The sequence below is a fragment of the Streptococcus oriscaviae genome (assembly GCF_018137985.1).
Taxonomy (GTDB): Bacteria; Bacillota; Bacilli; order Lactobacillales; family Streptococcaceae; genus Streptococcus; species Streptococcus oriscaviae.
Genome location: NZ_CP073084.1, coordinates 937,722 through 957,707, shown reverse-complemented (window position 1 = coordinate 957,707; position 19,986 = coordinate 937,722). Strand labels below are relative to the sequence as shown.

Genomic DNA, 19,986 nt, shown 5'->3' with positions numbered 1-19,986 from the left:
TGATATGAGAACTAAACAAGATGCTCTTTTTCAACAGGGTTTATATTCTTTGGGAGTGACTACCGAAAGGGCGTCCTTCTTCCATCTGCTATCCCTCCCTTTCATTGGCCATCCGGAAGTATTAAAGGATTGCCTATTAACCTATTTGAACCGAGAACCACACTATGCCTATCAACCTATTATCGGTGCAGGTTTAACATTTGATTTTCATTACGAGTCGCAAGAAGTTAGTATTCAACGCTTAGAGGAAACTTGGATTCTTCCTCTTTCTCTCTTCATACAGTTTCTTCGACTCGTAGATTTAGTATATGGGGTCATCTATCCTATTGGCACAGTCGTTGAGTTAGATCGTAATCTTCTGTCATCAGACTTGGTTGCACGTTTTGAACAAGCCGGAGTTGACATGCTAGTTAGCTTGGTGGGTCGCCGAGTTCATATGAAGGCAAGTGGAGTCTATGTAGATTATGTGGGATATATGCAACCATATGGCTTGACCTATGATCAGGAGCCATTATTTATCAGTCACCTTTTCATCAAGCGAGTGCTGAGTGAAGGGTACCGAGGAGCTACGGATGATGCGTATTGCTTTGAAGAGTTGCGTCAATCCTATTTAGAGATGGGAATCTACTCAGGCTTATATGAGGAAGGGGTCAGTTATGAGAATTGATATGTCAGAAGTCAAGGGTCAAAAGGCCGCCCTTGAAGCTCAACTGACTAGTCTTAGGGGCCAATTAGCCGCTGCCAAGCAGAGTCTGCAGGCAGCCCAGTCTTCCTCAGCGCTCAAGGGTCAGGTAAAAGAAGCCATTGACGCTAAGATAGGCAACCACCAGCTCCCGCTTCTGACCAACTATGAAAATGCCCTGACTCTGCTTGCCTCCTCCTACGACGAACTTATTACTCGTTTCCAATCGATAACAGGGGAAACCAGCGACAGCGCCATTATCAACACAGACTATCTATCTGAGCTCAAAAGCAAGGCGGCTGGTATCTTGACGGATAGCCAGATGATTAACTCAGATGCTAACCGTATCTACAGCAGTATCAGTGACATCATTCCTCTATCCAGTCCATCTCTTTCTGCGATGACAACGGCCAAGTCAGAATTGGACAGGCTCTTGGATAAGCTGATTGCGGACATGAGCGCATTTAACAGCCTCAAGGCAGACAATGCTCTCGCGGACTTGTTCAGCAGTCAGAACCATCAACTTGGAAGGTTGGGACAGGCAGTCAGTTCTGGCTACCAGCATGACAGTGCGATTGCCTTCTTTCAGGACACGGCCTTTCGCAAGACCGTGGAGGAGGTCAGTCATGTCTTGAGCCACGGTGGCTCTGGCAAGCAACTGACATCAGCCCTTGCCAAGGAAATCCTTGGTTCTCGCTATTCTGGTCGCATTTCGGATGCGGATCTGGCCCACTTCCGCAATCTGGATAAGAAATCGCAGGAAGAGTATGCCTATCAAACGGTATACGCAAAAGCTCAAAGGGGTTATGCACTAACTACAGAAGATGTAGAAATTATCAAAAACTACCAGACCAATTATCCTCAAGTACAAATACCCGAGCGTCTTCAATCAGCAATTTCTCGCTATGAAAGAGATCAAGAGAATCAGATGACTGTAGGAGAAAAAGTTGATGACGCAGCCACAGGAGCGATTGTTGACACTGTTCTTGGAGGAACCAGCTATCTCATCACCCGAGATAACGGATGGGCTTCAAAATTGGGGTACTCCTTCGGTACCATTTTGGACGATGCGGCAGGTCCGTTGGCTCGCTCTACAAACGATGCTATACGAGCGGCCTATACTGGTACCTGTAATGGAATCGGCAATGCAATAGGCTCAACAGTCTTTGGAGCAACGGTCGGTTCAGTGATTGGTATGATGCAAGGAGATAGCCCTGGACAGGCAATTGCAAGTTCAGTTATGACAACGACTTTTAGTTATGGTTTAACTCAGGTAGCTATGTTGGGAGCGGCTGCCTTTCTAGGAGCAACTCCAGTTGGTTGGGCTGCAATTGGTATAGGAGTAGCAGCTGGTGCTGTGACATCGTTATTATACAATTCAGATTTTATGGGAATGAAAAGTGTCGCTCAAGATTGGGGAGAGAATATGGATGAAACATTTTCTAATATAGGAACGGCATTTAAAAATGTAGGAGATTTTTTGTGGGGAGGTTAGATTATTGAGTGAAAAGATTGATATTGAAAATAGTAATTATATACGATACAAAACACTAATTTATAGAGGTAAAAAGTGCTTGGTTGATTTAGATGATAGTTTGTTATATTGTTTTTTTCCATCTTTAATTTGGATAAGACCGATTGTTATCTATGAAATTGATTCAGATAATGAATTTAAAAAAAAGTCAGCGTTATCCAAAAAGGGATGGTTTGGATTGACCATTATAATTGCCTCCCTGACCTCTGCTTTTTTTACAAGGCTTTTACCTGAAAACTTTTATGAAGTGGTATATATTGATAATGTGAGAATAACGATAGGGTTGATGGTCTTGCTACATGTGGTTGCTTTTTCTCTAAAGTGTTTTCAACGGCAGAAAGATGCTAAAGTGGGAATGAATAGAATAATAGTGCAATTTCGTTACAGTCAATCAGTAATTCGCTCATATTATTTGCAACGACTATATGGATTTGTCATACTTTTTACAATTTACGGCTATTTTCTACATTGGTTTATCACAAAGGGGAACTTACTGGTAGGAGTCTTGATTGCTCTTGGAACAGTTTTCTATTATTTTTTAAATAATATAATTGTTCCGATTAAGCCGATAGATGAAATAGTATTTTTAAAAGAGTAAAGGAAGCGGAGACTTAATTTGAAGGAACCAGAACAAAACTACATTATCACAAAAGTAGGAAACCTACGCTACCGTCAGTTACAAGTGGGAAGTGATTATTATCTTTTAGACTTGGACACACATATTTGGACTTGGTTGATTCCGACAAGTGTGTGGTGGTTTCCTATGAGAGTTTATCGATTAAAAGGACCAAAATTTTTTGTGAGCAAGAAACAGCCACAAATTTCGCCATATTTAGTTTCATCGCTAGTCGCTATCTTTTTCACACGTTTTTCTTTGGTATATACCGATTATAACCAATTTATCGCAGGTTCAATTATGCTAGGAGTGTGCGTACTGTTATTTTTAGCCAGGCTGTTGTGGAGTAAGAAGCAAGCAGTGGAATTTACCGAAGTGAAGATTGTTCGTATAGAATTTTCTAAGTCTTCAAGACGAAACTACTTTAAAAGGATGGTATTTCCAATATTGTTTTTATTCACAATACTATTTGTAGGTGCTTATTATTTTTTAATAGGAGAGCTCCTTGGTATTGTTGTTGTTTTTATCCTATTTTTGATGCTATTAAATTCAAGCGGTGCTTCAATGGTGCCTGATGATATAGAGAAGATAATATTTATATAAGTAAGGAGGAAATAATGCAAACAATTGGAAGTATTGTCTACTTAAAAGAAGGTGGACAAAAAATGATGATATTAAATCGTGGAGCGATAGTTGATTTAGGTGAGGGTCAGGTATACTTTGATTACTCGGCTTGTGCCTATCCTGTAGGCTTTAGTCCAGAACAGATATTTTATTTCAATGAAGAGAATATCGATAAGGTTCTTTTTGAAGGCTATCGAGATGAAGATGAAGAACGTTTCATGGAGCTTTATGAAAATTGGTTCGCACAAAATGGAAAGACTCTTAAAAAGGGAGCTGTCAAAGGACCAATTTAGAGATTTAAAAAATCTAGGCGCCTCAGTGGCGCCTTTACTATATTGTGCTATAATTTTATTAGTGCGAATTTGACTTATGTACTATTGCAAGGAAGCCTGAGCGGAGTCAAACATTGCAGCCAGTGTACTCACCCCCTTACTGCAAGCCAGCATCCTTTATAGTGAATGTGTCAGTGAGAAGACATCTTCTCTGGAGCGTTTATATGCTTCCTACTGCAGTGAAAGTTTAGATAGTGAGGAGTTAGAAGCTCAAATCCGCCAGTATGAAAGCAGCATGCGCTCTGCCCTAAACACTTATCGCATCCTGTCTCGAGACCCTGACAGTGATCCAGCCCTTCGCAACAGTGTCCTGGGGACCATCAATACGATGCAGCCCCAGCTCAACCAACTGCGCGAAAAACTGCGAAAACTCTATCAGTTTAATACCGCCTCTGCTCGAAGCTTCGAGAGTATTTCCAGCCTGGAAACAGCCTTGATGTCGGGGTTCAACCGGGTCAAGCAGAGCTTTTCCAACTACGCCCCAGCTACCGGTTTTGTCCCGCCCAAGGATATGACTTGGGTAGAAACGGTGAATAGCCAGTGGAAGAAGAGGGAGGAAGTTGTACAAGGTTATCAAACTGCCCTTAAGAAATTACAGAGAGGTCAAGATTTGACGGATGCGGATGTTGTGGCGATAGCGGCTTATGTTAAAAAATACCCTAATATTGAATTGCCAGAACAAGTAAAGAGTGCATATCCAATTAACGAATTTATAGAAAACTATGGAGTGTCCGCTTTAGCCGGACTTGGTGTCGATGAGTTAACAGGAAAACTATACTATAAGTACATAGGTGAAACTGTTGAGGAAGGCATTATTAATCGTGGAGTAAATTTTGCGCTTCAGAATGCGGGCTATATCTACGCTAATCGTTATTCAATTACAAATAGTGCAGGTAAAATCATTGGCAAAATACCAGGAGAAACTCAAGAGGCTATTATTAAAGAAAGTGGAGAGATTGTTTCTAAATATTCAGCAAAAGCATGGTTTGTCAATGGTATCTTAGGTGAGGCGGTATCGCTTGGGCCAGGTTTACTTGTCGGAGTTGGCTTTAACATGTATTTCGGAGATACTGCGGAAGTAGCTTGGGGCAAGGAAATTACAACCGGGTTAGTTACCACTGCTATTACAGGAGTATTAGCGGTGGCGGGAGTTTCAAATCCAATTGGTTGGGGAATTGCCGTAGGTATTGGTGTAAATATGGCGAATGACTGGCTAAGAGAGGAATTCCCTGAAGTAAAAGAGTTTGAAGATAATGTGGGTGAAGCTGTTGTAGATGGGTGGAACAATCTATGTAATACAGCCTCTAATACTTTTAGTTTCATCAATCCATTTGATTAAAAGGTGAAAATATGGTTAGAAAGAAAATGTTTGGTAAAGCTCACAACTTTTCTCTTGATGGGAAGAAACCTGTTAGAGGATGGTATCTCATCATTACTAATAATGGAAAAGAGTTTTTGGTTAGACGCAATTTCAGATTGCCATGGTATGGTTTTCAAGAAGTCTATCAAACAGGAATTAGTTTGGCTCCAATTGCCATTCTTAATAGCGTTGAAATAAAGAATAGGTCGTTTTTAGGAGCAGGTATAGGAATTGCAATAGCTCCATTAGTACGAATGATTGTTCCTATGGAATTAATTTTTGGTGAATCTAACCTTCCAATAAATGTTCTGGAGGGAGTGTATAATATATTTGGATTGAGTATTATAGTAATGCTTGCTTTTTTCCTAACCAGTTTTTATCGCTATAAGAAAGTAGAAAGTTATATTCAGAAACAAGGAGGAAAACTCTCTAAGTTAGGCTATATAAAATCGAATCAGTATCTAACTTTAATGGCTAATGGAAGGGAATTGTGGTGATATGATAAAGCTAAAGATCATTTTCTATCATATTGTTTTATTTCTACTCATAGTTCTCCCTTTCTATCTATTTTCCTTTATTGTTCAATTTAGGCTGTTTATTCTATTTCCTGTTTTGTTGTGGAGATTCCTCTATTTTGGCGAGGTAGTTATCAGAGATCCAAAACGTGAGATAGAATTTGAAATAATGGATGAAAAAGATGAGTAAGAAACACCTCCAATTGAAGATTACGATAGGTGGGTAATTTGATGAAAAATATTAAAGGACAAGCCTTTAGCTTTTCTCTTGATGGAAAAAGAGCAGTTAAAGGCTGGTTTCTGATTATTGAAGATGATGGCAAAGAGTATTTAGTTAGAAGAAATTTTAGTCTTTCCTCTAACTGGTATCGAAAAGTATATAGAAGTAATCATTCATTGAAAGAATATCTGATTATTGGAGAGGACTATGAACGTTTGTCACAATCTTCTAAATATCAAGGCTGGGGCATTGGACTTGGTATTGCAATTGGAGCGATAATCAATCAAATAGTTCCAAGTAATTTATTTTTTGGTGCTATCAATAGCTCTGGTGATGCTATGATAGGTATAAAAAGTATAGGAACTCTAATTTTAGTAACGGCTGTTAGTTTTTCACTTGCTTCGGTCATTCGAAAGATGAGGTTGGAGCGACAACTCGGTTCTCTAGTTTTGATAGGAAAAATAAAGTCAAAGACAGCATTAAAAGTACTAACAAATGGAAGGGAGTTTTGGTAATTTGAAAATTGTAGGCTATATATTAGCGTTTGTATTATTTGTCCTTCCTCTTCTTGTTCTGTGTTATTTTGTACAGTTGCGTATGTTATTAATTTTTCTGGCGTTATGGCTTATCATGATTTTTTATAGAGGTGTATGGATAAAACCAGACAATCGGATGATTGAATTTGAAATAATAATGGAGGAAGATCTCGAGTAATAAACTGCAAAAAGTGTATGTTTAAATAACCTATGTAACGCAGCCTCTGATACTTTTAGTTTTGTAAATCCATTTGATTAAGAAGGGGGATAGGTATTTTAATGAAAAATGCGTTTATGGATATATCTGCTTCTATACATAGTCTCTCGTTGGAGAGAAAATCTGTAATAAGAGGTTGGTATCTACTGGTAACACCTGAAGGAGAGGAATATGTGGTGCGTCGGCATCTAGGGCTTTCATCACGAAGATACTGGGAGCTTTATCGAAGCACTATTCCGCTTGGAGATTATATTATGGCTACAGATAAAGAGCAAGGAAAACAGGCACATTCGATTTTTTTTGGAATTGTAGGTGGAACAATTGTAACAAGACTAATTCCTAGGGAGTACTTGTTGGGTCCTTCCAATATTCCCTTTAGTCTGGTTCAGGCTCTATTAAATGTTAGCATCATTCTATTCATTTCCATCGTTTTTGTGTTGCTATTAATTAAAGTTAGGGACTTTCGTTTTAAACAATTTATCACAAGAAAGGGCGGAAAACTCGAAAGAATTGGAGATGTGAGGGGGGAAACTCCGTTTCGCTATATGCCAAGTGGCAAGGGGTATTGGTAGTATGTTTAAAGAAATAAAATATTTTTTAACTATAAGTGTTTTGGTACTACCTCTTTTTATTGTTTCACTGTTTGTTCAGTTGCGATTACTAGGTCTAGTAGAATGTATTTTTGTATATTTATTTTATATGGGACTGGATACGAGAGATTTGGTTGATGAGTACCAATTTGAAGTAAGACTAAAAAATGAAGGAGATAGTAATGAACTCAAATAAACTTTTACCCATGGGGACAGTAGTTTATCTGAATGGAGGGAAGCTTGAATTAATGATTGTTTCAAGACAACCGATTCTAAATATGGATGGCACAGAGGTATATTTTGATTATGCAGGTATAAGTCACATTTTAGGATTAGATCCAAAACAAATTGTATATTTTAATCGAGAAAACATTAGTGAAATTGTTTTTACAGGATATGAATCTGATAATGAAGATAGGTTGCAGGATGCTTTTGCAGAATGGCGAGATAATAATCCAGAAATTCCTAAAGGAAAAGTTGAAACGGATAGGAATTAATATTCGTACGGAATTTGTCCAGAAGCAGTAAGGTGATATGACGGGCATAAGCAGGTGTTTCAACTCCTATTGGCTTAGGGTATTGCTATTGGTGTTGGCATCAGTTTTGCCAATGATGCGTTAAGAGAAACATTTCATGATTATATCAGGAGAATATAGAAATAATGAATGAGCGTAGACACTTACCGTTAGGGACGGTGGTAAAAATAGTTGGAAGCAGTGAAAACTATGTCATAGTTTCACAATTTCCGGCTGTTGATATAAATCAAAAAAATGGGTATTTCGATTTTGGAGGAGTTCCTTCACCTATAGGTTTGAGTAGTCAAAATATTGTTTTTTTTAATTTGGATGATATTTCAGAAATCTTATTTGTTGGCTATATCGATAGAGATTTTCAAGGTTTCATGGCTCGATACGATGAATTAGTAGAAAGTATAAAATATCCTAAGCATAAAAATATAGGAGACTCGAAATGAAAAATAAAAAATACTTGTATCTTTTACCGCTTATCTTCCTTATAATTGGGGTAGTTGGTATACTTTCTCATAGAGAACAGAAATTTCAGGGGACCTTTTATCGTGTGCTTGTACATGAAGCCACACGAACAAAAACTTTATCTTTGGAAGAGATTATAGAAGTTGATGGAGTAGAAGTTATAATCAAAGACACAAATTCTACAGAAACGCAGCTGATAGATAGCGAAGAAAAATCGATTAGTTACAAAGGACACAAATATTTTTATAACTATAATACAGGTCACCTTACTTTAACTCGAGATCTCGGAAATGGCAATTTTGAGACAATAGAATTTATCAGTAAAGAAAGTCCTATGTTTGAAGCTTATCAAAAAGGTGAAGTGGGTTATTAATTTACTATGTTGATTTCATCGGTTACCTATATCCATAGGGGTCGAACTAGGACAGTCACTCCTCATATCAGAGTCAGCTCTGGGTCAAGCCGCCGAGTTCATATGAAGTCAAGTGGAGTCTATGGAGATTATGTGGGGTATATGCAACCATATGGCTTGATTAGTGATTTCGTTTCATAAAATATGAAAAATTAGCAAAAGCAACATAGTAAGGACTTGAAAGTACGAATAAAAAATAGTATAATTGTGCTATAAAACATAAAAGGAGATTTACTATGTCACAAATTTCATTAACCCCTGAACAGCTGGTCAGTCAAGCACAGATTTATAAAACTGCTAGTGCACAAATTGATGCAGCAATTCAAAGTGTTAATAGAGCCAATTCTGAAATTGGAGCTCAATGGAAAGGGCAAGCTTTCCAGGCTTATCTTGAACAGTATGTACAACTTGAAGGCAATGTAAAACAAATGGAGGCATTGTTGGAGAGTATAAATGTTCAACTGAATCAATATGCACAAACTGTGGCAGCTCGTGATGCGCAAGATGCAAAATCGTTTGGGCTACACTAATCTATTCTTTCAGTATTGCTTTGGTGAAGGTGAATCCTTCACTTTTTTAGTATTTGATGCACCAACTGGCTAGGGTCTTGGCCTTTTTGAAAAAAGAAAAGAAGCTGGTCCTCCTCATTTCCCACGATGAGGAACTATTGGCCAGTGTTTGTGATAAGGTATTAGATATTGAAGCTTTCCCAAAACCTGAGTGATTTCTCAGGTTTTTGTGTTTTTTCTCTCAGATTTCTTAAGGTTTCTTAGGGAAAATTTAATGTTTCTTTCAGGAAATTTGCGTAAACTAGGAGCAAGTAAGAAGGGCAAGACCTTCTTCGGAAATAGAAATAGAGGAATTCATTATGAAACTGAACGCACGAAAATATTTATATTCATCCATGGCTATTTTGAGTCTGGCCGCCCTAACAGCCTGCTCGACAGCCACCAGCTCAACGACTAATCAATCTTCTGCGACGGTGACAGCAAGTTCGTCAACTAACTCAGCAACTAGCTCGAATTCGGCAGCTTCAACTGTTGATTGGTCTTCTCTGCCAACAACGGAAGTCAGCCTGACAAATGAAGGTTTGACCATTACAGAAGCAGGAACTTATATTTTGACCGGCTCAACCACAGGCGGTGTGACAGTTAACACAACAGGCAATGTCCGCATCATCCTTGCTGGAGCCACTATCTCTAGTCAAGACAATGCCGCCCTTTATGTCGAAGCGGCAGAAAGTGTTGCAATCGAGTTGCAAGATGGCACAAGCAACAGCATTTCCGATTCAAGCAACCACAGCAATACAGATATTGAAGGAGCTCTTCACTCGGAATCTGATTTGACAATCTACGGTTCAGGTAGTTTGACGGTTAAAGGCAACTTCCAAGATGGTATCGTATCGACAGATGACCTGCTGATTTCTGCTGGAAACATTACGGTCACAGCAACAGATGACGGTATCCGCGGCAAGGATTCAATGACGATTACAGGTGGTAGCATCCAAGTGACCGCAGGTGGTGATGGGATCAAGGCAACCAATGCAGATGATACCAGTAAGGGCTACACAGTCATCACAGGTGGTGAGATTACAGTATCTGCCGGAGATGATGGTATTAAGGCGGAGTCTAGCATGACCATCGATGGCGGCACCATCACAGTGACAGACAGTGCGGAGGCCTTGGAAGCAACCAATATTACCATCAACGGTGGTACGCTAGATGTTTATGGTGCAGATGATGCCATCAATGCGGCGAGTGACCTTGCTGGTGCAGACATCTTTATCAAGGTGACAGGTGGTGACCTGACAGTTGCAGTCGGCAGCGGTGATACGGACGCCTTTGATGCCAACGGAAACATCTATGTTTCAGGAGGAACTATTGATATTACTGCCCAATCTGCCTTTGACTTCGACGGAACAGCCGAATATACCGGAGGTACCATCACGGTCAATGGTCAGAAAATCTCTCAAATCACAGCAACAGGACCTGGTGGTGGAGGAGCCCCTGGCGGTGGCTGGTAAGAAAAACAAAACCAGGGGTTACTAGTTAATCCCTGGTTTTCTGTCCATGTTGGGCAGGTTAATCTTGTACTTGATAACCAAAAGTCGGATGATGAGAAAGAAGATGAAGAGAACGATAAAAGAAGGAATGCGAGCAAGTCCCAGCTCAACGACAGCGATATGGTAAGTGATTCCCGTAAAAAGTGCGAGGAGGGCATATACATCTTCTTTGAGTACAATTGGTGTTTCGTTGACCAAGAGATCACGGATAATCCCTCCACCAACTCCCGTCAGTGTTGCTAGAATGCCAGAAGTCATAAAATTCAGATTCAGCTCGACTCCGGTACTGGCTCCAATCAAGGCAAAGATAACGAGACCGATAGCATCAAACACTAGATTGATTCGGCTCAAGAAGACATACATCTGTTTGTCCAGTGGCCGGTCGTTTTTTTTGCTAATCACAATGAGATACATGATCAGGGCAACGGCGATAGAAAGATAGATGGATGAGGGATCTATCAGGGCTGTTGGAATACGATTGACCAGACTGTCGCGAATCATCCCTCCCCCAACGGCTGTAATGATAGCCAATAAGGTGATACCAAAAATATCCAGCTTTTTCTTGAAACCTTTTATCACCCCCGAAACCGCAAAGGCAATGGTTCCAATGTAGTTGCAAATCAATAGAAATAACTCAAAATCCATAGAAACCTCCGTTCCCCATCTTACCACATACTGAAAGAGTTTTCAACGAGAGAAAACTTTGTGAAATGAAAAACAAATTGGAAGCAGGAGTGTTTTCATTTATGTGAAAAAACGCACTAACTACAAGGGTTTGAAAGGTTTTCTGAAATGAAAGAAAACGGTTCAAATATTTGCCATTTGTGAAACATTCCATTATCATGGAAAAGAACGAGAAAACCTTTGGAGGAAATTATGGTATCTATCTCAAAAGAACAACACTTGGACATGTTCTTGAAAATGCAACAAATTCGTGATGTTGATATGAAATTGAACAAATTGGTGCGTCGTGGCTTTGTACAAGGGATGACTCACTTCTCAGTTGGTGAAGAAGCTGCCGCTGTCGGCCCAATCGCTGGCTTGACAGATGAGGACATCATCTTCTCACACCACCGTGGTCACGGTCACGTTATCGCTAAAGGCATTGACATCAATGGTATGATGGCAGAATTGGCTGGTAAAGCAACAGGTACATCAAAAGGCCGTGGTGGTTCTATGCACTTGGCCAATGTTGAAAAAGGAAACTTTGGTTCAAACGGTATCGTAGGTGGCGGGTACGCCCTTGCGGTGGGTGCAGCCCTTACGCAACAATACCTTGGCACAAATAATATCGTTATTGCCTTCTCAGGTGATTCAGCAACCAACGAAGGCTCCTTCCACGAGTCCATGAACTTGGCAGCAGTTTGGAATTTGCCAGTTATTTTCTTTATCACAAACAACCGCTATGGTATCTCAACAGATATTTCTTATTCTACAAAGATCCCTCACCTTTACCAACGTGCAGCTGCTTACGGCATGCCTGGCCACTATGTAGAAGATGGTAACGACGTGATTGCGGTTTATGAGAAAATGCAAGAAGTTATCGAATATGTTCGTGCAGGTAATGGTCCTGCTATGGTCGAAGTTGAATCTTACCGTTGGTTTGGTCATTCAACAGCTGATGCTGGCGTTTACCGTACCAAAGAAGAAGTTAACGAGTGGAAAGCAAAAGACCCGCTCAAGAAATACCGCACTTACTTGACAGAAAATAAGATTGCGACCCACGAAGAATTGGATGCTATCGAAGCACAAGTCGCAGAACAAGTTGAAGCATCTGTGAAATTTGCCCAAGAAAGCCCAGATCCAGATATCTCAGTAGCCTATGAAGATGTGTTTGTAGATTAAGTTGTGAGGTCGTATAAAAAACGACTGAAAATAGGGAACTGACACAGTGTGCTTGCACACAAGGAAGTTCATCATTTTTCCGAGTTTTTAGACCGAACACGATTGTAACGTAAGAAGTTTGACTATGCTCTGAAGAGCAAGTCAAACTAGGGTAGCTCACCAAGGTGGACTACCTACTTGGTGGAGGAGAGCCAAGCTCTCCCTATCCGGAAGACCTTCAAACATTTCCCAAATGTTTGAAGCTAACTTCGCCTATTCAGCAATATCGGCTGAATAGTCTCCGTGTCGTAGTAAGTTATGAGAACGGTAGAATACAATTCTAGAGTGTCTCAAACAGGGATGATAATCAATTATGTTGAGTCTGTTGGTTGATTTTCCCTTTAATTTACTAATTACAGTGAACAAAATGATATAAATTAGGAGTAAAAATGGCTGAAACAAAATTAATGGCCTTGCGTGAAGCGATTAACTTGGCTCAAAGCGAGGAAATGCGTAAGGATGAAAAAGTATTCTTGATGGGTGAAGACGTCGGTATCTACGGCGGGGACTTCGGTACATCAGTTGGTATGTTGGAAGAATTTGGTGAAAAACGCGTTCGCGACACGCCTATCTCTGAGGCGGCTATTGCTGGTTCTGCAGTTGGTGCAGCCCAAACAGGTCTTCGTCCAATCGTTGACTTGACTTTCATGGACTTTATTACGATTGCCCTGGATGCCATCGTCAATCAGGCAGCTAAAACCAACTACATGTTTGGCGGCGGTTTGAAAACCCCTGTTACTTTCCGTGTGGCTTCAGGTTCTGGTATCGGTTCAGCGGCGCAGCACTCCCAATCTCTTGAAGCATGGTTGACCCATATCCCAGGTATCAAGGTGGTTGCGCCTGGTACAGCTAACGATGCCAAAGGTCTCTTGAAATCATCTATCCTTGATAACAACCCAGTTATCTTCTTGGAGCCAAAAGCTCTTTACGGTAAAAAAGAAGAAGTGAACTTGGACCCAGATTTCTACATTCCACTTGGCAAGGGTGAAATCAAGCGTGAAGGTACAGATGTAACCATCATTTCCTACGGTCGTATGTTGGAGCGTGTCTTGAAAGCAGCTGAAGAAGTGGCTGCAGAAGGCATCAGCGTAGAAGTGGTTGACCCACGTACCCTTATACCGCTTGACAAGGAATTGATTATCGAGTCTGTCAAGAAAACTGGTAAGGTGATTTTGGTCAACGATGCCTACAAGACAGGTGGTTTCATCGGTGAAATCGCGTCCATCATCACAGAAAGCGAAGCCTTTGACTACTTGGATGCCCCAATCATCCGTATCGCTTCAGACGATGTACCAGTTCCTTACGCAAACATTCTTGAAAATGCAGTATTGCCAAACGTAGAGAAAATCAAGGCGGCAATCTATAAGCAAGTAAACAAGGGTTAATCTTATCGTCACCCGCTTATCTTTTTTAACATTGTGATTTGGCTTGCCTAACGTCCGTTATGCCTGTGCCCAATCGCCTCGTCAGAAAAGCAATCGGAAAGGCGCTAACCCTGATATGCTAGAAATAAAATAGCCTAGCATTACTAAAGAATGTACGAAAGGAAACTCAAAATGGCAGTAGAAATTATTATGCCAAAGCTCGGTGTGGACATGCAAGAAGGTGAAATCATCGAGTGGAAAAAACAAGAGGGCGATTTCGTCAACGAAGGCGACGTCATCTTGGAAATGATGTCTGACAAGACCAGCATGGAACTGGAAGCAGAAGAGTCAGGCGTCCTCATCAAAATTGTTCATGGCAATGGTGCAACCGTACCTGTTACTGAAGTTATTGCCTACTTGGGCGCAGAAGGGGAAACAGTGGAAGCAGGGTCTGCTCCAGCTCCAGCCCCAGCGGCAGCCATCGAAGAAGTGCCAGCAGGTCGCACACCCGTTATCGTTGCGCCAGCTGCGGCTAAGCCACAAGGTGGCGGCAAGGTTCGTGCTACTCCAGCAGCCCGCAAATTGGCCCGTGAACTCCATATTGACCTGGGTGTTGTGCCAGGAACTGGAGCCAATGGCCGTGTTCACAAGGCGGATGTTGAAAACTTCAAAGATGCAGCACCAAAAGCAACGCCTCTGGCAGCCCGCATTGCAGCAGATAAGGGTATTGACCTCTCTACCATCACAGGTACAGGTGTCAATGGTAAGATTGTCAAAGAAGACGTCTTGGCCCTTGTTGCACCAGCAGTAGAAGCTGCTCCAGTAGCTAAGGTCGAAGAAAAACCAGCCAAGGAATTGCCAGAAGGTGTTGAAATCATCAAGATGAGCCCAATGCGTAAGGCTATTTCAAAAGGCATGGTTAACTCTTACCTGACGGCTCCAACCTTTACCCTCAACTACGACATCGACATGACCAACCTCATGGCCCTGCGTAAGCAAGTCCTTGAGCCAATCATGAATAAGACTGGCCTCAAAGTAACCTTTACAGATCTGATTGGTCTGGCGGTAACCCGTACCTTGATGAAGGAAGAGCACCGTTACCTCAACGCTTCCCTTATCAACGATGCCCAAGAAATCGAATTGCACAAGTTTGTCAACCTGGGTATCGCAGTTGGTCTGGACGAAGGCTTGGTCGTGCCAGTTGTTCACGGTGCAGATAAGATGAGCTTGTCTGACTTTGTGGTGGCTTCTAAAGATGTCATCAAGAAAGCCCAATCTGGTAAACTCAAGGGTGCTGAAATGTCAGGCTCCACCTTCTCTATCACCAACTTGGGGATGTTTGGTACCAAGACCTTCAACCCAATCATCAACCAGCCAAACTCAGCCATCCTTGGTGTCGCAGCAACTGTTCAAACACCAGTTGTCATCGACGGTGAAATCAAGATTCGCCCTATCATGGCCCTTTGCTTGACCATCGACCACCGTATCGTGGATGGTATGAACGGTGCCAAATTCATGGTTGACTTGAAGAACTTGCTCGAAAACCCATTGGAATTGTTGATTTGATTAAAACTAGTTATTAAGTAGAGGGGTGAGGCCACCTTGCCCAACCATAAAAAAGAAAGGGAAGAAGAGCAGAGGGGATTCAGAAACTGAACCCGAGCGGAAAGCTCGGAAAAATAGATAAATCGTTTAGAAAATCAGGATTTTCTACGATTTTCTAGTTTTTCAGTCGCTTTCTCTTCGCTCTTGGTATCTTAATCATGGCAGTAGAAATTATTATGCCCAAACTCGGTGTAGACATGCAGGAAGGTGAAATCATCGAGTGGAAAAAACAAGAAGGTGATATGGTCAATGAAGGCGATGTTATCTTGGAAATGATGTCAGACAAGACCAGCATGGAGCTGGAGGCAGAGGATTCTGGTATCCTTCTGAAGATTGTCCATGGCAATGGTGCGACTGTTCCTGTAACAGAAGTCATTGCCTACCTTGGTGCAGAAGGGGAAGTCATTGAAGAGGGAGCAAACGTGGCTCAAGCAACTGCTGACTTGAAAGCGGCTGGCTTGGAAGTGCCGGCAGCTCCAACAGCAGCTCCACAGGCTCCTAAGGCAGAATTGGCAGCTGATGAGTACGACATGGTTGTTGTCGGCGGTGGTCCTGCTGGTTACTATGCAGCCATCCGTGGTGCCCAATTGGGTGGTAAAATCGCCATCGTTGAAAAATCAGAATTTGGCGGAACCTGCTTGAACAAGGGTTGTATCCCAACCAAGACCTACCTCAAGAACGCTGAAATTTTGGACGGCTTGAAGATTGCGGCTGAGCGTGGTATCAACCTTGCTTCAACCAACTACACAGTTGACATGGACAAGACAGTTGACTTCAAGAACAAGGTTGTCAAGACCTTGACTGGCGGTGTTGCTGGTCTCTTGAAAGCCAACAAAGTCACCATCTTCAACGGTCTTGGTCAAGTAAATCCTGACAAGACAGTTGTCATCGGTGACAAGGTGATCAAGGGTCGCTCCATCATCCTGGCGACCGGTTCAAAAGTTTCCCGCATCAACATCCCAGGTATTGATTCCAAATTGGTCTTGACTTCTGATGATATCCTTGACCTGCGTGAAATTCCGAAATCCCTCACTGTTATGGGTGGTGGCGTTGTCGGTGTCGAACTCGGTCTCGTTTACGCATCTTACGGAACAGAAGTAACGGTTGTTGAAATGGCTGACCGTATCATCCCAGGTATGGACCGCGAAGTGTCTGTTGAATTGCAAAAAGTCCTTTCTAAGAAAGGTATGAAATTCTTGACCTCTGTTGGCGTATCTGAAATCGTGGAAGCCAACAACCAGTTGACCATCAAGTTGAATGACGGTTCAGAAATCATTTCTGAAAAAGCCCTTCTGTCCATCGGTCGTGTACCGCAGTTGGCAGGTCTTGAGAACCTCAACCTTGAATTAGACCGCGGTCGCATCAAGGTAAATGAGTACCAAGAAACCTCTATCCCAGGCATCTATGCGCCAGGTGATGTCAACGGTACCAAGATGTTGGCCCACGCTGCTTACCGCATGGGTGAAGTGGCTGCCGAAAATGCCATTCATGGTAACCACCACAAGGCTAAGTTGGACTTCACACCAGCAGCGGTTTACACCCATCCTGAAATCGCCATGGTTGGTTTGACAGAAGATCAAGCCATTGAGAAATACGGCAAGGAAAATATCCTGGTTGGCCGCAACAGCTTTACGGGTAATGGCCGTGCCATCGCTTCCAACGAAGCCCATGGTTTTGTAAAAGTAATCGCTGATGCTCGCTACCATGAAATCCTTGGTGTCCACATCATCGGTCCAGTTGCTGCTGAAATGATCAACGAAGCCGCAACCATCATGGAATCTGAGTTGACAGTGGACGACGTGGCAGCATCTATCCACGGTCACCCAACCTTCTCAGAAGTCATGTACGAAGCCTTCCTTGACGTGCTTGGCGTGGCCATCCACAACCCACCAAAACGCAAATAAAATCATTTTATCCTCGAGTCATCGGAACTCGGGGATTTTTTCTTGGAAAAATAGTTACATCATACCATAGTATCAGAATATCGGAATATATCGCTAGGAAGCGGATGCATTTCCTTATATAATGGAAGTATCAAAAAATGAGGTGACAATATGGGAAAATTGATTTTTCTGGATGTGGATGGGACCTTGGTAGACTACCACAACCGTATTCCAGATTCGGCCATAGCAGCCATTCGCAAGGCTAGAGAAAATGGGCACCTGGTCTATGTCTGTACGGGTCGCAGTCGGGCAGAGATGCAGCCAGAGCTTTGGGACATCGGCCTTGATGGCATGATTGGAGGCAATGGCTCTTATGTGGAGCACCAGGGTCAGGTCATCATGCACCAGCTCATTTCCAAGGAGGATGCCAAGGCTGTGGTTGATTGGCTTCATGAGCGGGGCCTGGAATTTTACTTAGAGAGCAATAATGGCCTCTTTGCCAGTGAGAACTTCCGGGAACGGGCTCGGGAAACCATGAGAATTTACGCCATGAACAAGGGCAAGACAGCGGAAGAAGTGGCCCATCAGGAGACGGAAGATGTCCTGCATGGAATCGTTTATGGTGGGGAACTCTATCGGGACGATCTCAATAAAATCAGTTTTGTCCTTGATTCCTACCAGGATCATCTGGATTCTAAGGCAGCCTTTCCCCAGCTGGTAGCCAACACCTGGGGTGGCCGGGGAGAAACAGCCCTCTTTGGGGATCTGGGTGTCAAGGACATCAACAAGGCCCATGCCATCGATGTCCTACTGGAACATTTGGGTGCGAAAAAGGAAGACACCATTGCCTTTGGGGATGCCAAGATTGATATTCCCATGCTGGAATACTGTGAGATTGGCGTATCCATGGGCAATGGCGGACCAGAAATCCTGGCCATGGCCGATATGGTGACAGACGATGTGGAGCATGACGGCCTCTACAATGCCTTCCAAAAACTGGGTCTACTTGCGTGATTTCCGCAGGGATGTGGAAAATATCCAACTGTACATCATGTAAGCGGTTTAGTATACTGGTTGTAATAATAAGGAGGAAGATCTTATGACAACACTACCACATGATTTTCTCTGGGGCGGCGCAGTGGCGGCCCACCAATTAGAAGGTGGCTGGAAAGAAGGCGGTAAGGGCATCAGTGTGGCGGATGTCATGACAGCTGCTCGTCATGGTGTGCCGCGGGAGATTACAGCAGGTGTCTTAGAGGGCAAGTACTACCCTAACCACGAAGCCATTGATTTTTACCACCGCTATAAGGAAGACATTGCCCTGTTTGCTGAGATGGGCTTCAAGTGTTTCCGTACTTCCATCGCCTGGACACGGATTTTTCCAAAAGGGGATGAGGAGATGCCTAACGAAGCAGGCTTGCAGTTCTATGATGACCTCTTTGATGAGTGCCTCAAGTATGGGATTGAGCCGGTGGTCACCTTATCTCACTTTGAGCTGCCTTACCATCTGGTAACGGAATACGGTGGGTTTACCAACCGCAAGGTGATTGATTTCTTTGTCCGCTTTGCAGAGGTCTGCTTCAAGCGCTACAAGGATAAGGTCAAATACTGGATGACCTTCAACGAAATCAACAATCAGGCCAACTACCAAGAAGATTTTGCCCCTTTTACTAACTCAGGGATTGTCTACAAGGAAGGGGATGACCGTGAGGCCATCATGTATCAGGCGGCCCACTATGAGCTGGTGGCGTCTGCTCGTGCGGTCAAGGTCGGTCACGCCATTAACCCAGACTTGCAGATTGGCTGTATGATTGCCATGTGTCCGATTTATCCGGCGACTTGTAAGCCGAGTGACATCTTGATGGCCCAAAAAGCCATGCAGAAACGCTATTATTTTGCGGATGTCCATGTTCATGGCTTCTATCCCAACCATATCCTCAATTACTGGAAGCGCAAGGGCTTTGCTATTGATGTGACAGAGGAAGATGAGGCAGATTTGCTGGCGGGAACAGTGGACTATATCGGCTTTAGCTACTATATGTCCTTTGCCATTGACTCCCATAGGGAGAACAACCCTTACTTTGACTATCTGGAAACAGAGGATCTGGTTAAAAATCCTTACGTTAAGGCCTCTGACTGGGAATGGCAGATTGACCCGCAGGGCCTGCGCTATGCTCTCAACTGGTTTACCGATATGTATCACCTGCCGCTCTTTATCGTGGAAAATGGTTTTGGGGCCATTGATCAGGTGGCAGAAGATGGCATGGTTCACGATGATTACCGGATTGACTATCTGGCAGCCCATATCGCAGAGATGAAGAAGGCGGTTGTCGAAGACGGGGTGGACTTGATGGGGTACACACCTTGGGGCTGTATCGATCTGGTGTCAGCAGGAACAGGGGAGATGCGCAAGCGGTATGGTTTTATCTATGTGGACAAGGATGATGAGGGCAAGGGAAGTTATGCCCGGTCGCCAAAACTGTCCTTTGAATGGTATAAAAAGGTCATCGCCTCAAATGGCGAAGACTTGTAAGTCGGTTGTCCTGCAGGGAGAATTT

The 19,986-nt window shown here is 42.7% G+C and carries 22 protein-coding genes; 21 read left to right on the top strand and 1 reads right to left on the bottom strand.

Features of this window, described 5'->3' with window-relative positions:
- The first annotated feature begins 4 nt into the window (after positions 1-4).
- From INT76_RS04845 to INT76_RS04775, 15 genes are all read left to right on the top strand, one after another.
- Entirely contained in the window at positions 5-667 is a 663-nt protein-coding gene (locus INT76_RS04845) for a DUF4176 domain-containing protein (RefSeq protein WP_212572754.1), read from the top strand.
- Positions 657-2,177, top strand: a complete 1,521-nt coding sequence (locus INT76_RS04840; protein WP_212572752.1) for a T7SS effector LXG polymorphic toxin — start codon at positions 657-659, stop codon at positions 2,175-2,177. Before INT76_RS04845 ends, INT76_RS04840 begins: the two co-directional genes overlap by 11 nt.
- A gap of 4 nt (positions 2,178-2,181) precedes the next feature.
- Positions 2,182-2,814, top strand: a complete 633-nt coding sequence (locus INT76_RS04835; RefSeq protein WP_212572750.1) for a DUF443 family protein — start codon at positions 2,182-2,184, stop codon at positions 2,812-2,814.
- Between the two features lie 18 nt (positions 2,815-2,832).
- Complete coding sequence (locus INT76_RS04830; RefSeq protein WP_212572748.1) at positions 2,833-3,435, top strand: DUF443 family protein; 603 nt, start codon at positions 2,833-2,835, stop codon at positions 3,433-3,435.
- A 14-nt stretch (positions 3,436-3,449) separates the two neighbouring features.
- Complete coding sequence (locus tag INT76_RS04825) at positions 3,450-3,749, top strand: DUF4176 domain-containing protein (RefSeq protein ID WP_212572746.1); 300 nt, start codon at positions 3,450-3,452, stop codon at positions 3,747-3,749.
- Between the two features lie 274 nt (positions 3,750-4,023).
- Positions 4,024-5,127, top strand: coding sequence for a hypothetical protein (locus INT76_RS04820; RefSeq protein WP_212572745.1), 1,104 nt, complete (start codon positions 4,024-4,026; stop codon positions 5,125-5,127).
- A gap of 11 nt (positions 5,128-5,138) precedes the next feature.
- A complete protein-coding gene (locus INT76_RS04815; protein WP_212572743.1) occupies positions 5,139-5,645 on the top strand; it encodes a hypothetical protein in 507 nt (168 codons plus the stop codon).
- Between the two features lie 249 nt (positions 5,646-5,894).
- On the top strand, positions 5,895-6,398 hold the full coding sequence (locus INT76_RS04810; RefSeq protein WP_212572741.1) for a hypothetical protein: 504 nt from the start codon (positions 5,895-5,897) through the stop codon (positions 6,396-6,398).
- A gap of 492 nt (positions 6,399-6,890) precedes the next feature.
- Positions 6,891-7,208 carry a hypothetical protein gene (locus INT76_RS04805; protein ID WP_212572739.1) on the top strand — a complete coding sequence of 106 codons (318 nt, stop codon included), beginning with the start codon at positions 6,891-6,893 and terminating at the stop codon, positions 7,206-7,208.
- A gap of 1 nt (position 7,209) precedes the next feature.
- Positions 7,210-7,422, top strand: coding sequence for a hypothetical protein (locus INT76_RS04800; RefSeq protein ID WP_212572738.1), 213 nt, complete (start codon positions 7,210-7,212; stop codon positions 7,420-7,422).
- The gene (locus INT76_RS04795; RefSeq protein WP_212572736.1) at positions 7,409-7,723 is read left to right on the top strand and encodes a DUF4176 domain-containing protein; all 315 of its coding nucleotides are present in this window, start codon (positions 7,409-7,411) and stop codon (positions 7,721-7,723) included. Before INT76_RS04800 ends, INT76_RS04795 begins: the two co-directional genes overlap by 14 nt.
- A gap of 164 nt (positions 7,724-7,887) precedes the next feature.
- A complete protein-coding gene (locus INT76_RS04790; RefSeq protein WP_212572734.1) occupies positions 7,888-8,199 on the top strand; it encodes a DUF4176 domain-containing protein in 312 nt (103 codons plus the stop codon).
- Positions 8,196-8,591 (top strand): hypothetical protein, encoded by a 396-nt coding sequence (locus tag INT76_RS04785; RefSeq protein ID WP_212572732.1) that lies wholly within the window; start codon positions 8,196-8,198, stop codon positions 8,589-8,591. Before INT76_RS04790 ends, INT76_RS04785 begins: the two co-directional genes overlap by 4 nt.
- 275 nt (positions 8,592-8,866) lie before the next feature.
- Complete coding sequence (locus INT76_RS04780) at positions 8,867-9,160, top strand: WXG100 family type VII secretion target (protein WP_212572725.1); 294 nt, start codon at positions 8,867-8,869, stop codon at positions 9,158-9,160.
- 338 nt (positions 9,161-9,498) lie between these two features.
- Positions 9,499-10,653: a carbohydrate-binding domain-containing protein gene (locus tag INT76_RS04775; RefSeq protein ID WP_212572723.1), complete on the top strand. Its 1,155-nt coding sequence runs from the start codon at positions 9,499-9,501 to the stop codon at positions 10,651-10,653.
- Positions 10,654-10,674: 21 nt separating this feature from the next.
- Here the strand turns inward: INT76_RS04775 and INT76_RS04770 are convergent, their stop codons facing one another.
- Positions 10,675-11,337, bottom strand: coding sequence for a trimeric intracellular cation channel family protein (locus INT76_RS04770; RefSeq protein WP_212572721.1), 663 nt, complete (start codon positions 11,335-11,337; stop codon positions 10,675-10,677).
- A 231-nt stretch (positions 11,338-11,568) separates the two neighbouring features.
- Here INT76_RS04770 and INT76_RS04765 point away from each other — a divergent pair, with 231 nt between their 5' ends.
- From INT76_RS04765 to INT76_RS04740, 6 genes are all read left to right on the top strand, one after another.
- The gene (locus INT76_RS04765) at positions 11,569-12,537 is read left to right on the top strand and encodes a thiamine pyrophosphate-dependent dehydrogenase E1 component subunit alpha (RefSeq protein ID WP_212572719.1); all 969 of its coding nucleotides are present in this window, start codon (positions 11,569-11,571) and stop codon (positions 12,535-12,537) included.
- 428 nt (positions 12,538-12,965) lie between these two features.
- Positions 12,966-13,961 (top strand): alpha-ketoacid dehydrogenase subunit beta, encoded by a 996-nt coding sequence (locus tag INT76_RS04760; RefSeq protein ID WP_212572718.1) that lies wholly within the window; start codon positions 12,966-12,968, stop codon positions 13,959-13,961.
- Positions 13,962-14,132: 171 nt separating this feature from the next.
- Positions 14,133-15,506 (top strand): dihydrolipoamide acetyltransferase, encoded by a 1,374-nt coding sequence (locus tag INT76_RS04755; RefSeq protein ID WP_212572716.1) that lies wholly within the window; start codon positions 14,133-14,135, stop codon positions 15,504-15,506.
- A gap of 197 nt (positions 15,507-15,703) precedes the next feature.
- Complete coding sequence (gene lpdA / locus INT76_RS04750; protein WP_212572714.1) at positions 15,704-17,449, top strand: dihydrolipoyl dehydrogenase; 1,746 nt, start codon at positions 15,704-15,706, stop codon at positions 17,447-17,449.
- A gap of 150 nt (positions 17,450-17,599) precedes the next feature.
- The gene (locus INT76_RS04745; RefSeq protein ID WP_212572712.1) at positions 17,600-18,442 is read left to right on the top strand and encodes an HAD family hydrolase; all 843 of its coding nucleotides are present in this window, start codon (positions 17,600-17,602) and stop codon (positions 18,440-18,442) included.
- A gap of 85 nt (positions 18,443-18,527) precedes the next feature.
- Complete coding sequence (locus INT76_RS04740) at positions 18,528-19,961, top strand: 6-phospho-beta-glucosidase (RefSeq protein ID WP_212572710.1); 1,434 nt, start codon at positions 18,528-18,530, stop codon at positions 19,959-19,961.
- Positions 19,962-19,986: the final 25 nt, after the last annotated feature.

Bases quoted from the DNA above. Each gene is read 5' to 3' on its own strand.
- INT76_RS04770 (WP_212572721.1), bottom strand. From the start codon at position 11,337: ATGGATTTTGAGTTATTTCTATTGATTTGCAACTACATTGGAACCATT.
- INT76_RS04795 (WP_212572736.1), top strand. From the start codon at position 7,409: ATGAACTCAAATAAACTTTTACCCATGGGGACAGTAGTTTATCTGAAT.
- INT76_RS04785 (WP_212572732.1), top strand. From the start codon at position 8,196: ATGAAAAATAAAAAATACTTGTATCTTTTACCGCTTATCTTCCTTATA.
- INT76_RS04765 (WP_212572719.1), top strand. From the start codon at position 11,569: ATGGTATCTATCTCAAAAGAACAACACTTGGACATGTTCTTGAAAATG.
- INT76_RS04845 (WP_212572754.1), top strand. From the start codon at position 5: ATGAGAACTAAACAAGATGCTCTTTTTCAACAGGGTTTATATTCTTTG.
- INT76_RS04755 (WP_212572716.1), top strand. From the start codon at position 14,133: ATGGCAGTAGAAATTATTATGCCAAAGCTCGGTGTGGACATGCAAGAA.
- INT76_RS04780 (WP_212572725.1), top strand. From the start codon at position 8,867: ATGTCACAAATTTCATTAACCCCTGAACAGCTGGTCAGTCAAGCACAG.
- INT76_RS04745 (WP_212572712.1), top strand. From the start codon at position 17,600: ATGGGAAAATTGATTTTTCTGGATGTGGATGGGACCTTGGTAGACTAC.
- INT76_RS04740 (WP_212572710.1), top strand. From the start codon at position 18,528: ATGACAACACTACCACATGATTTTCTCTGGGGCGGCGCAGTGGCGGCC.
- INT76_RS04825 (WP_212572746.1), top strand. From the start codon at position 3,450: ATGCAAACAATTGGAAGTATTGTCTACTTAAAAGAAGGTGGACAAAAA.
- INT76_RS04810 (WP_212572741.1), top strand. From the start codon at position 5,895: ATGAAAAATATTAAAGGACAAGCCTTTAGCTTTTCTCTTGATGGAAAA.
- INT76_RS04790 (WP_212572734.1), top strand. From the start codon at position 7,888: ATGAATGAGCGTAGACACTTACCGTTAGGGACGGTGGTAAAAATAGTT.
- INT76_RS04805 (WP_212572739.1), top strand. From the start codon at position 6,891: ATGGCTACAGATAAAGAGCAAGGAAAACAGGCACATTCGATTTTTTTT.
- INT76_RS04800 (WP_212572738.1), top strand. From the start codon at position 7,210: ATGTTTAAAGAAATAAAATATTTTTTAACTATAAGTGTTTTGGTACTA.
- lpdA (WP_212572714.1), top strand. From the start codon at position 15,704: ATGGCAGTAGAAATTATTATGCCCAAACTCGGTGTAGACATGCAGGAA.
- INT76_RS04760 (WP_212572718.1), top strand. From the start codon at position 12,966: ATGGCTGAAACAAAATTAATGGCCTTGCGTGAAGCGATTAACTTGGCT.
- INT76_RS04840 (WP_212572752.1), top strand. From the start codon at position 657: ATGAGAATTGATATGTCAGAAGTCAAGGGTCAAAAGGCCGCCCTTGAA.
- INT76_RS04820 (WP_212572745.1), top strand. From the start codon at position 4,024: ATGCGCTCTGCCCTAAACACTTATCGCATCCTGTCTCGAGACCCTGAC.
- INT76_RS04815 (WP_212572743.1), top strand. From the start codon at position 5,139: ATGGTTAGAAAGAAAATGTTTGGTAAAGCTCACAACTTTTCTCTTGAT.
- INT76_RS04775 (WP_212572723.1), top strand. From the start codon at position 9,499: ATGAAACTGAACGCACGAAAATATTTATATTCATCCATGGCTATTTTG.